This window comes from Labrenzia sp. THAF35 (assembly GCF_009363595.1).
In the GTDB taxonomy this organism is placed as follows: domain Bacteria; phylum Pseudomonadota; class Alphaproteobacteria; order Rhizobiales; family Stappiaceae; genus Roseibium; species Roseibium algicola.
This window is the reverse complement of record NZ_CP045380.1, coordinates 3,525,051-3,538,374: the sequence shown is the minus strand read 5'-3', so window position 1 is coordinate 3,538,374 and position 13,324 is coordinate 3,525,051. Positions and strand designations below refer to the sequence as shown.

The window sequence follows — 13,324 nt, the reverse complement described above, 5'->3', positions numbered from 1 at the left end:
GCGGATCACAGCAGTGGGAGACTTCCCTCACTCCGGACGCATTCACCGGCATGACTGTCGACGCGTCAGGCAGGCACAGCTTCAGCGGCGAACTGCTTCAGGAACTCTTCGCTGGGCGGGATCGGCTTGATCACGTCGATCAGCACTCCGTTCGGATCACACGTGATGAAATGGCGCTGGCCAAAGGCCTCGTCCCGCAGCACCTGCAGAATGGGTAACCTGTTCGCCTGGGCGGCCTCATAAACCGCATCGACATCCTCGACCTCAAAATTGATCAGAAGCCCTCCTGCGCCCCGGCCACGACCGGCTTCCGGAATGGTTTCGTGGTTCTGGTCGAGGATCGCGAGATTGACGCTTTCGTCCTCCTCCGACTGCAGGTGCACGTACCAGTCGGCTTCAAACATCGGCTTGAAGCGGAAATTTTCCGAATAGAACCGGGCAGTCTCCGCGACCTTGTCGGTCATGAGGACCGGATAATACTGGGTGCATTTCATCGTTTTTCTCCTGTTCCTCGCCAATTTCGGATGTGGATTGCCTGTTCCATCCGGCCTACGGCTGTTTCCGAGGCTTTCCAACCACCACAAAAAGACATACAGTCTGTATGTATTTTTCAACTAACATACAGGCTGCATGTATGCAAGACAAAAACTCCGAGAAATCAGGTGAACGCCGTACACAGGCGGAAAGGCGCGCGGAAACGCGCAAGGCCCTGCTGGATGCGGCAAGGGCGCTGATCGTTGAAAAAGGCTATGCGGAAACCGGAACACCTGAGATCGTCAAGGCGGCAGACGTCACCCGCGGCGCGCTCTATCATCACTTCGCTGACAAGGCTGACCTGATGCGGGCGCTGGTCCACCAGGAATCGGAAGCGATCGCGGCGGAGATCAACAGCCAGACGAACACTGGCCAGACACCGCTCGACGCCTTCATGTCCGGCGCCAGCGCTTATTTCTCGGCCATGTCCGTTGCGGGCCGCGCAAGGATCATGCTGCTGGAAGGACCGACAGTGCTCGGGTTGTCGGAAATGGCGGAGATCGATCGCCAGACCGGCGGTGCCACGCTTCTGGAAGGTTTGCGGCATGCAGCCAATCACGGTGCACTGAAAGATATTCCCCTGGAGCCTTTGGCGGACCTGCTCTCTTCCGCGTTCGACCGCGCGGCGCTGGCAATTGCAAATGGCGGTGACAGGAAAGCGTATGAAGCCGCGACCCGCAAGCTATTGGCCGGCATCCTGGCAGACTGACAATCGGCCCTGATGTCGTGATCCTTCAAGACGGCCTTGCACCAACCTTCTATGGCTGGCGCCAAACCAACCGACCGGGAGACCCAAGTGATTCTGAGATACACCATCCTCTACGTTGAGAATGTCGCCGCCGCTCTCGACTTTTACGAGAAGGCCTTCGGACTGGAACGTCTGTTCCTTCATGAATCCGGAGACTACGGCGAACTGGCGACGGGCGAGACAAAGCTCGCGTTCTCATCCAAAGCACTGATGAACCAGCTCGGAAAGACACCCGGCACCCCCAACCCGAAGTCACCTGTGTTCGAACTGGCGTTCGAGACGGATGACGTTGCAGCCTCCCTTGCCCGTGCAGTCGCCGCCGGTGCAAACAAGTTGCAGGATGCACGCGAGGAACCCTGGGGGCAGATCACATCCTATGTGAGCGATCCTTTCGGCTACCTCGTGGAGATCTGCTCGCCGATCCAGTTGCCCAGTGCTGGTTGAGACAACAGCAACAGGCTATCAGGGTCCCGGCGCAATTGCGCCGGTGACCGTCCGAACCAGCGCTGCAGGTCGCGCGTCATATGGGCCTGATCGCTGAAACCGCACACAGCGGCGATCTCCACCAACGGCACCTCCGTCGCCAGCAGTCCTGCAGCCCTGCGCGCTCGTGCGAGCAAGCGCCAGTATTCCGGTGGTGGCAGGCCCTGCTCCCGAAACCGCCTCTGCAACGTTCTCACCGACACGCCTGCCTGTTTCGATGCCCGCTCGACGGTCGACTGTGGCAACGTCAGGGCAACGATCACGTCATCCAGGTCATTGGTCTCGTCAAGTGCGTTGCCGAGGATGTCTTCCACTCGCTCGCAGTCGCGTTCAATGGCCTGAAGAACCTCGTCCTCAACGACGCCACCCGGGCGCAACCGGAACCCCATGATATGCGTCCCGGCCGCGAGTCCGGCGATGCGTGGCTGGAAATCCAGGTCCGTCAGCAGAACCTTTTCCCGCTTGCCCTGCTCACGCACCACCAGCACATCCCGGCAACCATCCGGAAAGATCAGCGCATTTTCCGCTGTGTCGATCCGGTGATGCCATTTTTCAAATCTGACCGTGCCACTCATGACCAACCTTTAGCAGGTGGCGGCAGCGCAAGCGAGATTGTTCAACCTGGCGTGGGCAGCTACGAGCAGACATCGATCGAAAATTCTGATTGAAAACGCCACTTTCAATTCTCCTGGTCAAATGTCATGAAGCATGGACCTACCCATTACTGACCGGTTCGGAGCCTTTGTGATGATCGAAAAACTGGAGATGTTTCTCGCCGTGGCCCGGGAAGAACATTTCGGCCGTGCGGCCGAAAGCCTCGGCATCGCCCAGCCGACACTCTCGACCGGCATCAAGCAGCTTGAGGATCAGCTTGGTGTTCAGCTGTTTTTCAGAGGCTCCCGGTTCGGCGGTCTGACACCGGAAGGCCAGCGTGCCCTGGTCTGGGCCCGACAGATCGTGGGGGATGCCCGCCAGTTGCGCGAGGAGATGCGGTTCTCCCGCGACGGCCTGACGGGACAATTGCGCATAGCCGTCATCCCGACCGCCCTCACCTGGGCAGCCAAACTGACGACATGGTTCGGCAACAAGCACCCGAACGTGCGTTTCACCATCCTGTCGCGAAATTCGATGGAAATCCTGTCGATGCTGGAGAACCTCGATATCGATGCCGGCATTTCCTACCTCGACAACGAACCGACCGGCAGGGTCAGCACCGAACCGCTCTACAATGAAAGCTATATGCTGGTTTGCAATGAAGCTTCGTCCTTCGCGGGCAGAAAGTCGGTCAAATGGAAGGAGCTGGCCGAGGAACGGATCTGCCTTCTGACGCCCGACATGCAGAACCGGCGGATCATCAACCGTCATTTCGGTGAAGCCGGAATCATGCCGGAAGCCCGGATCGAGTCCAATTCCACGGTCGTGCTGGTGGCAAATGTGCTGGACGGCGGCTGGATAACCGTCCTGCCAGCGGATCTCGCAGAATTTCTGACAGCCGGAAAACCCTTGAAGACGATCCCTCTTATCGGCGTTCACACCGGTCACACTGTCGGCCTCGTGGCCCCCTATCGCGAACCGCACACCCCGGTTTTGCGGGCTCTTCTGTCCGAAGCAAGGCGTATTTCCGAGGTCTGACCGGAAGTTAGCCGAAACGGTCAAATGATGTTCGATCATGATTTCCAATCGATCAACGGAAAATCATTATTGATATCAAATCAAACTTAATGGTGTGATGCGCCTCGAAATATACGGGAGGACGCGCATGCCGTATGCGACGGGAGAGCCCACGGCCGAACAGATCTCGGCCGTGATGGAAGATTTTATTACCTTGGAAGGTCCACTTCTGCCCATGCTGCACGGCTTGCAGGCGGAATTCGGCTATGTGCCCCAGGCAGCGGTCGAGCTGATTGCAGAGGCGCTCAATCTGTCCAAGGCGGAAGTTCACGGCGTCATTTCCTTCTACCATAATTTCCGCAAGGCTCCCGCCGGGCGCCACGTCGTCAAGATCTGCCGGGCAGAGGCCTGCCAGGCCGTCGGCGGCGAAGCCCTTGGCGAGGCGGTTCTGGCCAAACTCGGCCTGGACTGGCACGGCACAACCCGCAACGGTGCCGTCAGTCTCGAACCTGTCTACTGCCTTGGCCTGTGTGCCTGCGCCCCTGCCGCGATGGTCGACGGCAAGGTCATCGGCCGTGTCACCGAAGATCGCATGACACGTATCCTCCAGGAGGCCGGTGCATGAAGATCTTCGTTCCCCTCGACAGCGCTGCCAAGGCACTGGGTGCCGATGAAGTTGCCGCAGCAATTCAAATCGAAGCCGGCAACCGTGGTCTCGATGTCACCGTGGTGCGCAATGGCAGCCATGGCATGGTCTGGCTTGAACCGCTTGTCGAAATCGAAATCGACGACACCCGCAAGGCTTTTGGCGCCGTCACAGCCGAAGACGTTCCTTCTCTTCTGGATGGCACGCTGGAAAGTCTCGGCACGGTGGAAGACATCCCCTTTTTCGCCCGCCAGACCCGGCTGACTTTTGCCCGTTGCGGCCTGATCGATCCGCTCAACCTCGCCGAATACGAAGCCCATGGCGGACTTGTCGGCCTGAAACGCGCTCTTGCTCTCGGCGAAGAAGAGATCGTTACGGAAGTCACCAACTCCGGCCTGCGCGGCCGTGGTGGCGCAGGGTTTCCCACGGGCATCAAGTGGGACACCGTCCGCAAGGCAGTTTCGGCACGCAAATACATTGTCTGCAATGCGGACGAAGGTGACAGCGGCACCTTCGCCGACCGCATGCTCATGGAAGGCGATCCCTTCACGCTGATCGAAGGCATGATCATCGCCGGCCTCGCCACAGGGGCCACCAAGGGCTTCGTCTATATTCGCTCCGAGTATCCGGACGCCATCGCAGTCATGGAAGCCGCTGTCAGGATCGGTCTCAAGGCCGGCCTGCTCGGCACGAACGTTCTCGGGTCCGGCAAGGCTTTCGACCTGGAAATTCGCACTGGCGCAGGCGCATACGTGTGCGGTGAGGAAACGTCCCTCCTCAACAGCCTGGAAGGCAAGCGCGGCATCGTGCGGGCCAAGCCGCCGCTGCCGGCGCTTGAAGGCCTCTTCGGCAAGCCGACCGTCGTCAACAACGTGCTCTCGCTGGCAACTGTTCCGGTCATTATGGAAAAAGGCGCGGAGTTCTATGCCGGGTTCGGCCTCGGCCGCTCCAAGGGTACCATGCCGATCCAGATCGCCGGCAATGTCCGCTACGGCGGTCTTTTCGAGACCGCTTTCGGCATGCCTCTGGGTGAGCTGATCAACGATATTGCCGGTGGCACCGCCAGTGGCCGGCCGGTCAAGGCTGTCCAGGTTGGTGGCCCCCTCGGGGCGTATATGCCCGTCTCCAAGTTCAACACGCCGTTCGGTTATGAAGAATTCGACGGCCAGGGTGGCCTCATTGGACATGCCGGCATTGTCGTCTTCGATGACAGGGCGGACATGCTGAAGATGGCCCGCTTCGCCATGGAATTCTGCGCTGTGGAAAGTTGTGGCAAATGCACACCGTGCCGGATCGGCGCTGTGCGCGGTGTCGAGACAATCGACCGGATCGATGCTGGCGATGCAGGGGCTGTCCACCTCCTGACGGATCTCTGCGACACGATGAAAGACGGCTCGCTTTGTGCCCTTGGTGGGTTCACGCCCTATCCGGTCATGAGCGCCCTTACCCACTTCCCTGAAGATTTTGCCCGCCAGAAGGAGGCCGCCGAATGACGGATCTCGCCAACATCCATGATGATCGCGACATGGGCACTCCGGCAAAGGAAGGCGCTCCGGTCACGCTGACCATCGATGGCTTCGAGGTCACTGTGCCGGAAGGCACCTCGGTGATGCGCGCGGCCTCTGAAATCGGTCTTCAGGTTCCCAAGCTTTGCGCAACGGACAGCATCGACGCCTTCGGTTCCTGCCGCCTTTGCGTGGTCGAAATCGAGGGCCGGCGCGGCACACCCGCCTCCTGCACCACACCGGTTGCGCCGGGCATGGTCGTTCACACCCAGTCCTCCAGGGTCAAGCAGATCCGCAAGGGTGTGATGGAGCTCTACATCTCCGACCATCCGCTGGACTGCCTGACTTGCGCTGCCAATGGCGATTGCGAGCTGCAGGACATGGCCGGCATGGTTGGTCTGCGTGATGTCCGTTACGAGCCGGGCCGCAACCACTTCGAACAGCGTACCTCTGTTGGGCCGAACCCGGAGTATATCCCGAAGGACGTGTCCAACCCCTATTTCGCTTATGATCCGGCCAAATGCATCGTCTGCTCGCGTTGTGTGCGGGCCTGCGAAGAGGTTCAGGGTACCTTTGCCCTGACCATCGAGGGCCGTGGTTTTGAAAGCCGTGTTTCGCCGGGGGCGGCGTTCGACGATTTCCTGTCTTCCGACTGCGTGTCCTGTGGCGCCTGCGTGCAGGCCTGCCCAACCGGCACGCTTCAGGAAAAATCCGTCATCGAACTGGGAACGCCGGAACGTTCCGTCGTCACCACCTGCGCCTATTGCGGCGTCGGCTGCTCGTTCAAGGCTGAACTCAACGGCGACGAACTGGTGCGCATGGTGCCTTACAAGCACGGCAAGGCCAATCGCGGCCATTCCTGCGTCAAGGGCCGCTTCGCCTATGGCTATGCGACCCACAAGGACCGGATCCTCAACCCGATGATCCGCGATAGCATCGATCAACCCTGGCAGGAAGTTTCCTGGGACGAGGCCCTCAGCTTCGCCGCCAACCGCCTGCGCGGCCTGCAGGAAAAGCACGGCCGCAAGTCCATCGGCGTGATCACCTCCAGCCGCTGCACCAACGAGGAAACCTTCCTGGTGCAGAAGCTGACCCGGGCGGTCTTCGGCAACAACAACACCGACACCTGTGCCCGTGTCTGCCACTCGCCGACCGGCTACGGCCTCGGCCAGACCTTTGGGACCTCTGCAGGGACGCAGGATTTCGATTCCGTCGAACATACCGACGTCGTCATCGTGATTGGCGCCAACCCGACCGACGGTCACCCGGTCTTTGCCTCCCGCCTGAAGAAGCGTCTGCGCGCCGGTGCCAAGCTGATCGTTATCGACCCGCGCCGCATCAATCTGGTGAAATCGGCTCACATCGAGGCGTCCCACCATCTGCAGCTGCGCCCCGGCACAAACGTTGCCGTGGTAACCGCCCTCGCCCATGTCATCGTTACCGAAGGTCTTTTCGACGAAGACTATATTCGCGATCGTTGCGACTGGGACGAGTTCCTGACCTATGCCGACTTCGTTCGCGATCCGCGCCACAGCCCGGAAACCAGCGAAGGCCTGACCGGCGTTCCGGCGGAAGAACTGCGCAAGGCGGCTCGCCTGTTCGCGACCGGCGGCAATGGCGCGATCTACTACGGCCTCGGCGTGACGGAACACAGCCAGGGTTCGACCACGGTCATGGGCATCGCCAACCTTGCAATGCTCACCGGCAATGTCGGGCGAAAGGGTGTCGGCGTGAACCCGCTGCGCGGCCAGAACAACGTCCAGGGTTCCTGCGACATGGGCTCCTTCCCGCACGAACTTCCGGGCTACCGCCATGTGAAGAACGAGGACGTCCGCGCGATCTTCCAGGACATCTGGGGCGTTGAGATCGATGCCGAGCCGGGCTTGCGCATCCCCAACATGCTGGATGCCGCTGTCGATGGCAGCTTCAAGGGGCTCTATTGCCAGGGCGAGGACATTCTCCAGTCGGACCCCGACACCAAGCATGTGGCGGCCGGCCTTGCAGCCATGGAATGCGTCATTGTTCACGACCTCTTCCTGAATGAGACCGCCAACTACGCCCATGTCTTCCTGCCCGGTTCCACGTTTCTGGAAAAGGACGGCACCTTTACAAACGCCGAACGCCGCATCAACCGCGTGCGCAAGGTGATGGCGCCGCGCAACGGCTATTCCGACTGGGAGATCACCCAGATGCTCGCCAACGCCATGGGTGCCGGATGGACCTATAGCCATCCGTCCGAAATCATGGCTGAAATCGCTGCAACCACGCCCTCCTTCGCCGGTGTGACCTACGATCTGCTGGAGGAAAAAGGGTCGGTGCAATGGCCCTGCAACGAAGCCTCGCCGGATGGCACGCCGCTCATGCATGTCGATGGTTTCGTGCGTGGCAAGGGCCGGTTCATTGTCACCGAATATGTGGCGACGGACGAGAAATCCGGGCCACGCTTCCCGCTGCTTCTGACCACCGGCCGTATCCTGTCCCAGTACAATGTCGGTGCCCAGACCCGGCGAACCGACAACGTTATCTGGCACGATCAGGATCTTCTGGAAATCCACCCGCATGACGCGGAAAACCGCGGACTGAAGGAAGGCGACTGGGTGAAGCTGGCATCGCGTTCCGGAGAGACCACCTTGCGGGCCCATCTCACCGACAGGGTCAGCCCCGGCGTCGTCTACACCACCTTCCACCATCCGGACACCCAGGCGAATGTCATCACGACCGACTTCTCCGACTGGGCCACAAATTGTCCGGAATACAAGGTGACGGCGGTTCAGGTCAGCCTGTCCAACGGACCGACCAACTGGCAGGAAGACTATGCCGCCCAGGCAGCTATGTCCCGGCGGATCCTGCCGGCTGCGGAGTAACTGGTGATGGATCGCCCGCTCTCCCGCTCCATGCCCGGCCGTGCCGTCCACGCGGACGGCCAGGTGGCGGTCGCGAGAAGCCTGCCGGAGGAAAGCCCTGTTGCGCTCGTCTTCGATGGCACCACGCAGGCGGTGATGATGGCAACGCCTGGCGATATTGCCGACTTTGCCGTCGGTTTTGCCCTGAGCGAAGGCATCATCAGCTCGATCGCCGAAATCGAAGCCTTCGAGGAGGTCTCTCATGACCGCGGCATAGAGGCTCGTCTTTGGTTACGCGCAGACCGCTCGAAACGGCTTCTTGCCCGCCGCCGTGCCATGGCCGGTCCGGTTGGTTGCGGCTTGTGTGGCATCGAAAGTCTGGATCAGGCCCTGCGGCCTTTGCCGACGGTCGACGCAACAACAGTCCTGTCCCGCCTGGATGTGGCCAGAGCGACCGATGCGCTCAGCCGGCTGCAGCCGCTTCGGGACCAGACGCGCGCCACCCACGCCGCCGGTTTCCTCCAACCGGGCAAGGGCGTGGTCGTGGCGCGCGAGGACGTTGGCCGCCACAATGCGCTCGACAAGCTGATCGGCGCCCTTGCCCAAGCCGGGACCGCCCCCGCAACCGGCGCCTTCGTCCTCACCAGCAGGCTGTCGGTGGAACTGGTGCAGAAATGCGCCTTCGCCGGTTGCCCGGCCCTGATTGCCGCCTCGGCCCCGACGTCGACCGCACTTCGCCTCGCAGACGAGGCCGGCATAACGGTCGCCGCATTTTCAAGGGACGGCGGGTTTGATCTTTACGCGCATCCAGAGCGCGTCTTATCCGGAGTTGCAGATGTCGCCTGAAAAGATGGTCTATATGGCCAACCAGATCGCCACCTTCTTCAAGACCCAGCCAGGCGTTGACCAGGCGGAGAAGGTTGCGAACCATCTTAAGGACTTCTGGGAGCCGCGCATGCGCGACCAGTTGAGAGCCCATGTGGAAGCCGGCGGTGCCGGTCTCGACGCGGTCGTCCTGGAAAGCGTGCGCAGGCTCTGACGGGAGGGTTTCCCTCTTCTTTGCCACGATACTAAAATTCGGAAATTCTGCCGCTGCGAATATGCGGCCCATCCTTCGAGACGGACCTGACGGTCCTCCTCAGGATGAGGTCGAAAGGGAGATTTCGGCCTCGCAACAAATACAACCTCATCCTGAGGAAGCGCGAAGCGCTGTCTCGACGGATGGTCCACAAACTCCGGCCTCTTTTCAAATAAGACTACCCGCCGGCAGATACCCCGGCCGCTCCGCTGCCCGCAAGCGCCCCATCCCCGCGCCGTTCCCGCCCCCGGTAACGGACAAAGGTCTCCAGCCCGACCAGGGCATTCCTTTCAGACCCCTGAACCGATCTCGCCAGCAGTCCAGCGAGATGCGCTGCCGCCGCGCTGGCGCCGCGAATATCCTCGCGCCCAGCAGCGATCGGGCAAGCACCATACGCTGCGTGCGGCAGGTCCAGCCGCGATAGGTCATTCGGCCTGCAGCGGGCATCCCCCTGCACTGACAGGACGCCTGTAATTGCCGCCGGATAGGCGTTACCACCGCGCGCCGGAGCAGAACCGACAATCAGACTGCCCGCCTGCTGTAGCCGGGCCACTGCCACGGACATCTCGATGGAAGATCGCGCCATGCCGAAGGCACACAGGACAATGTCGGGTGGAGCTTCGGCAAGCCAGCTCAAGGCAGCGCAGATGGCGTCAAGCGTGGTCGAAAGCTGCCCCGGAAACACAACGGCGTTGAGAAGCAAAACATCTTCCGCATGAGTGCACACGGTCTGCGCCATCGCCTCCGCATGCCCTGAGGCAAGTTCAGCGGCATCCGGCCTGCAGAACCATTCCTGTCCCACCAGGCCCGGCCAGTCACCCGGCAAGGCGCCGTCTATCAGCCCGACCCTGATCAAACCCCGACCTCTCTTGCTTGCAGCACCAGCTCACTGTCAAAGGTCCCATACCGTTCCGTGTCCCCATGCGTGACGACAAGGCGGGTACGATCACCAAACCGAGTATCGATCCGGGTCATGATCCGTGCCACCCGGTCCGCATCAACCTCCGAAAGGCTTTCATCCAGGATCAGCACCTGGAATGGCTGCAACAGGGCGCGGGCAAGGCACAGCCGCTGACGTTCTCCGCCGGAAAGGTCAAGCCCTCCCTCGCCAAGAGCCGTTTCAAGTCCCTTGCCAGAAAACCGGTCCTCCAGCTCCACGAATTGCAGAACGGCATGCATGTCTTCCTCGGCTGCCTCAGAAGACCCGAGACAGAGATTGTCCGCCACCGTTCCGGAAAAGACATGCCCTTTTTGCGGCACGAGGGCGACAACCGTGCGGAGATCTTGAAGAGAGAGATGATGTAAGTCCGTACCATCCAGAAGGATCGTTCCGGCCTTCGGGTCGTCATGGCGTTGAAGAAGCGACAGAAGCGACGTCTTGCCGATGCCGGATGGACCGCTCAGCCGGATTTTCTGTCCTTTTGGGACGATGAGGCTAACATTCTCAAAAAGCGGCACGCCGCCATCCGGTGCATAGGCAACACCTGCCAGTACCAATTCACCACCACCGGCAGTCAGTGGCACAGGTGATACCGGGTCCTGGACATCCGGTACGGCACTCATGATCCGGTTGAGCCGGTCGAGCGCCGCTTTCATGCGCGCCTGTCCGTGCCAGAGGGAAATGAGCGACTGCATCGGCCCGATCAGGAAGGCGAGGTAGGCGGTGAAGGCGATCAGAGACCCGAGCGGCATGGTGCCGTCGATCACCGCGAGCCCGCCAACCAGAAAAACCGCACCACGCAGGAGCGCCGTCAGCACCATCGGCACTGCCCGCGTTACTTCGTTCCACATCTGCGCAGACATCAATGCTGCGACAAGGCCCTGTTGCCGTGTTTCGATCCGTTTTGCCGCAGCTCCAGTCGCATTCAAAGCCCGCAGCGCGGAAAGCCCGGTAATCGTCTCCGCAAGCCCGGATGCAAGCACACCGCGCGCTTGCCGTACCTCAGTTGCCTTCGCCTGGGTGACGGGTCGGGCGCGCGCGAAAAACAACAGTTCGACCGGTGCCAGCGCCAGTGCAAGAAGAGCCAGCTTGGGCGCCAGCACAAACAACATGACCAGGCCGCCGACCAGTCTCAACAGGCTGCCACCACCGTTCACCAGCACGGCAAACGTGAATTGCTGTACTTCCCCGGCATCGCCATCAAGGCGGCTCATGAGTTCGCCGATGGATTGTTTGGCCTGCCAGCGGGGCGACTGGGCAAGGATCCTGTCGACGGCCGAACGGCGCAGGTCCTTCAGCAGCCTTGCCGAGAACCTCAGGTGCAGCAAGGAATTCAGTGCGCCCAGCGCCAGTGCCGCCAGGCCAACCCCAAAAAGGATGGCCACAAAAACCACAAGCGCGTGCTTGTCGCCAGCCATCAGGCCCCGATCGATGACAAGCTTGGTCAGGTAAGGCGGCACAAGCGCCGCACCTGCCGCCACAAGGGATAACAGGAACAGCATTGCCAGCGGCCAGCGGTATGGCGAGACCAGCGGCACCAGCCACGCCGCCTCACGGGTGCCGAAGACCCGGTTGAACAACCCACGCAGCAGCGAAGGCCGGGTCGACATGGTCCCGGCCCGGTCTGCTCCTCTCAAGGAAACTGCCTGTTTCATCCGTGTTCCTTGTTTGCAACCTCCCCATTGTCATCCCCGCGAAATCGAGGACCCGGTAATCACCGGCAATGAGATTGGAGCACTTCAGTCGCCATCGGGAATACCGGGTCCCGATTTGCCGCTGACGCAGCAAACCGGGACGACAACCGGGATCCTCGCAGGTTCGGTTCTCTCCTAGCTTCCGGTGCTGATCACCTGCATCGTACCGGCGGCCATGTCGCCGCCCGAAGGCAGGAGGATTTCACCGATACGTTCAAGGGTTTCTGCATCATAGACGCCAATGTCGTCATTGGTGCCGCCGACATAGATCTCCTTGCCGTCGGACGAGATGTTCACACAGTAATAGGTGTGTGGCAGGTCGACCCGCTTGATCAGCTCTTTCTTCTCGACATCATGCTTGGAAAGCTGGGTGTAGACACCGTAAAGCTTGCTCTTGTCGTTGAGGTCACGCACGGCGGAGAACATGATCACTTCCAGGCTGGCGAAATCCTGGATATCGCTTTCCCCAGTCGTCAGATCGACCGACTGGTACCCCCAGACGAAATCGGCAATCTCGCTCATCGACTCATCGGTGAACTTGGCGGCTGAATAAAGCAGCATGAACTCGTCTGCCTGTGTACCGATAGGCCAGAAGGCAAGGACGTCCGGCGGAGAATAAGTCGGCCGGTCCCAGGTGGCATTCTTGATCTTGATGGAGATTTCGCCGGTCTTCGGGTCAATCGCATAGATCTCGTGCCCGGCGGCATAGAGCATGCCGTCACGCCCGGTTGCCATCACCGTCATGCGGCGCGGGCTCGGGAACGTGCGGGCCGGTTTGGCGTCAAGACCGGCTGCTGTTTCATAGACCGCAATTTCCGGTTCAAGAACCTCGTATCGGTCGGCAAGCAGCCGAACCGGATTGCGCACCGTGTAGACCTCCTTGCCATCCTTGGAGACGGCCAGCGAGGCGATCGACTTGCGCCGGATGTCGCTTTCTGACTGATGCGCGGAAAACACCGTCTCGCAGGTGGAAAGGTCAATACCGAACACATCCTCCCAGCGATTGCCGAGGATATAGGCGATCTTGTTGTCGGGCGAGACAACGATGACACCGGGGATCAGGTTGAAGTCGAGCTTGCAGTCGGTCTCTATCGTCCGTGCCTTGGCGTCGATCACGTAAAGCCGGTCGGGCTTTGCGGCCGTGACAATCAGATCCTTGGCGAGGGCCGGCAGAGCGGTAAGGCTCAAGGCCAGGGCTGCGCTTGCCGCAGCAATAAGGTTTCGCATCGGGTTTCTCCGAAT

Annotated in this window: 13 protein-coding genes; 8 read left to right on the top strand and 5 right to left on the bottom strand. The window is 60.8% G+C overall.

The genetic code is table 11. From position 1 onward, the window contains the following. Positions 1–65 precede the first annotated feature (65 nt). Positions 66–494: a VOC family protein gene (locus FIU93_RS16180; RefSeq protein WP_023000796.1), complete on the bottom strand. Its 429-nt coding sequence runs from the start codon at positions 492–494 to the stop codon at positions 66–68. Positions 495–634: 140 nt separating this feature from the next. Here FIU93_RS16180 and FIU93_RS16175 point away from each other — a divergent pair, with 140 nt between their 5' ends. Both FIU93_RS16175 and FIU93_RS16170 read left to right on the top strand, forming a co-directional pair. Next, complete coding sequence (locus FIU93_RS16175) at positions 635–1,243, top strand: TetR/AcrR family transcriptional regulator (protein ID WP_152506161.1); 609 nt, start codon at positions 635–637, stop codon at positions 1,241–1,243. An 87-nt stretch (positions 1,244–1,330) separates the two neighbouring features. Continuing rightward, positions 1,331–1,726: a VOC family protein gene (locus FIU93_RS16170; RefSeq protein WP_152506160.1), complete on the top strand. Its 396-nt coding sequence runs from the start codon at positions 1,331–1,333 to the stop codon at positions 1,724–1,726. Here FIU93_RS16170 and FIU93_RS16165 read toward each other — a convergent pair. Continuing rightward, positions 1,678–2,340: a helix-turn-helix domain-containing protein gene (locus FIU93_RS16165; protein WP_152506159.1), complete on the bottom strand. Its 663-nt coding sequence runs from the start codon at positions 2,338–2,340 to the stop codon at positions 1,678–1,680. The genes FIU93_RS16170 and FIU93_RS16165 overlap by 49 nt on opposite strands. Before the next feature lie 172 nt (positions 2,341–2,512). On the opposite strand from FIU93_RS16165, the gene FIU93_RS16160 reads away from it, so the two are divergent. The 6 genes from FIU93_RS16160 (at position 2,513) to FIU93_RS16135 (ending at position 9,409) form a co-directional block, all read left to right on the top strand. Then, positions 2,513–3,397 (top strand): LysR family transcriptional regulator, encoded by an 885-nt coding sequence (locus tag FIU93_RS16160; RefSeq protein WP_152506158.1) that lies wholly within the window; start codon positions 2,513–2,515, stop codon positions 3,395–3,397. Between the two features lie 175 nt (positions 3,398–3,572). Then, a complete protein-coding gene (locus tag FIU93_RS16155) occupies positions 3,573–4,001 on the top strand; it encodes a formate dehydrogenase subunit gamma (RefSeq protein ID WP_286202444.1) in 429 nt (142 codons plus the stop codon). Then, positions 3,998–5,515 (top strand): NADH-quinone oxidoreductase subunit NuoF, encoded by a 1,518-nt coding sequence (locus tag FIU93_RS16150; protein ID WP_152506156.1) that lies wholly within the window; start codon positions 3,998–4,000, stop codon positions 5,513–5,515. Before FIU93_RS16155 ends, FIU93_RS16150 begins: the two co-directional genes overlap by 4 nt. Positions 5,516–5,547: 32 nt before the next feature. After that, positions 5,548–8,391: a formate dehydrogenase subunit alpha gene (fdhF, locus tag FIU93_RS16145; protein ID WP_209009370.1), complete on the top strand. Its 2,844-nt coding sequence runs from the start codon at positions 5,548–5,550 to the stop codon at positions 8,389–8,391. A 6-nt stretch (positions 8,392–8,397) separates the two neighbouring features. Beyond that, positions 8,398–9,216: a formate dehydrogenase accessory sulfurtransferase FdhD gene (fdhD, locus tag FIU93_RS16140; protein WP_152507618.1), complete on the top strand. Its 819-nt coding sequence runs from the start codon at positions 8,398–8,400 to the stop codon at positions 9,214–9,216. Then, the gene (locus FIU93_RS16135; protein WP_062488321.1) at positions 9,206–9,409 is read left to right on the top strand and encodes a formate dehydrogenase subunit delta; all 204 of its coding nucleotides are present in this window, start codon (positions 9,206–9,208) and stop codon (positions 9,407–9,409) included. The genes fdhD and FIU93_RS16135 overlap by 11 nt, the downstream gene beginning before the upstream one ends. A 217-nt stretch (positions 9,410–9,626) precedes the next feature. Here the strand turns inward: FIU93_RS16135 and FIU93_RS16130 are convergent, their stop codons facing one another. The 3 genes from FIU93_RS16130 to peaD form a co-directional block, all read right to left on the bottom strand. Beyond that, positions 9,627–10,304 (bottom strand): hypothetical protein, encoded by a 678-nt coding sequence (locus FIU93_RS16130; protein ID WP_152506154.1) that lies wholly within the window; start codon positions 10,302–10,304, stop codon positions 9,627–9,629. After that, the gene (locus tag FIU93_RS16125) at positions 10,301–12,043 is read right to left on the bottom strand and encodes an ABC transporter ATP-binding protein (protein ID WP_152506153.1); all 1,743 of its coding nucleotides are present in this window, start codon (positions 12,041–12,043) and stop codon (positions 10,301–10,303) included. The genes FIU93_RS16130 and FIU93_RS16125 overlap by 4 nt, the downstream gene beginning before the upstream one ends. 174 nt (positions 12,044–12,217) lie before the next feature. After that, a complete protein-coding gene (peaD, locus tag FIU93_RS16120) occupies positions 12,218–13,309 on the bottom strand; it encodes a quinohemoprotein amine dehydrogenase subunit beta (RefSeq protein ID WP_152506152.1) in 1,092 nt (363 codons plus the stop codon). Between the last annotated feature and the right edge of the window lie 15 nt (positions 13,310–13,324).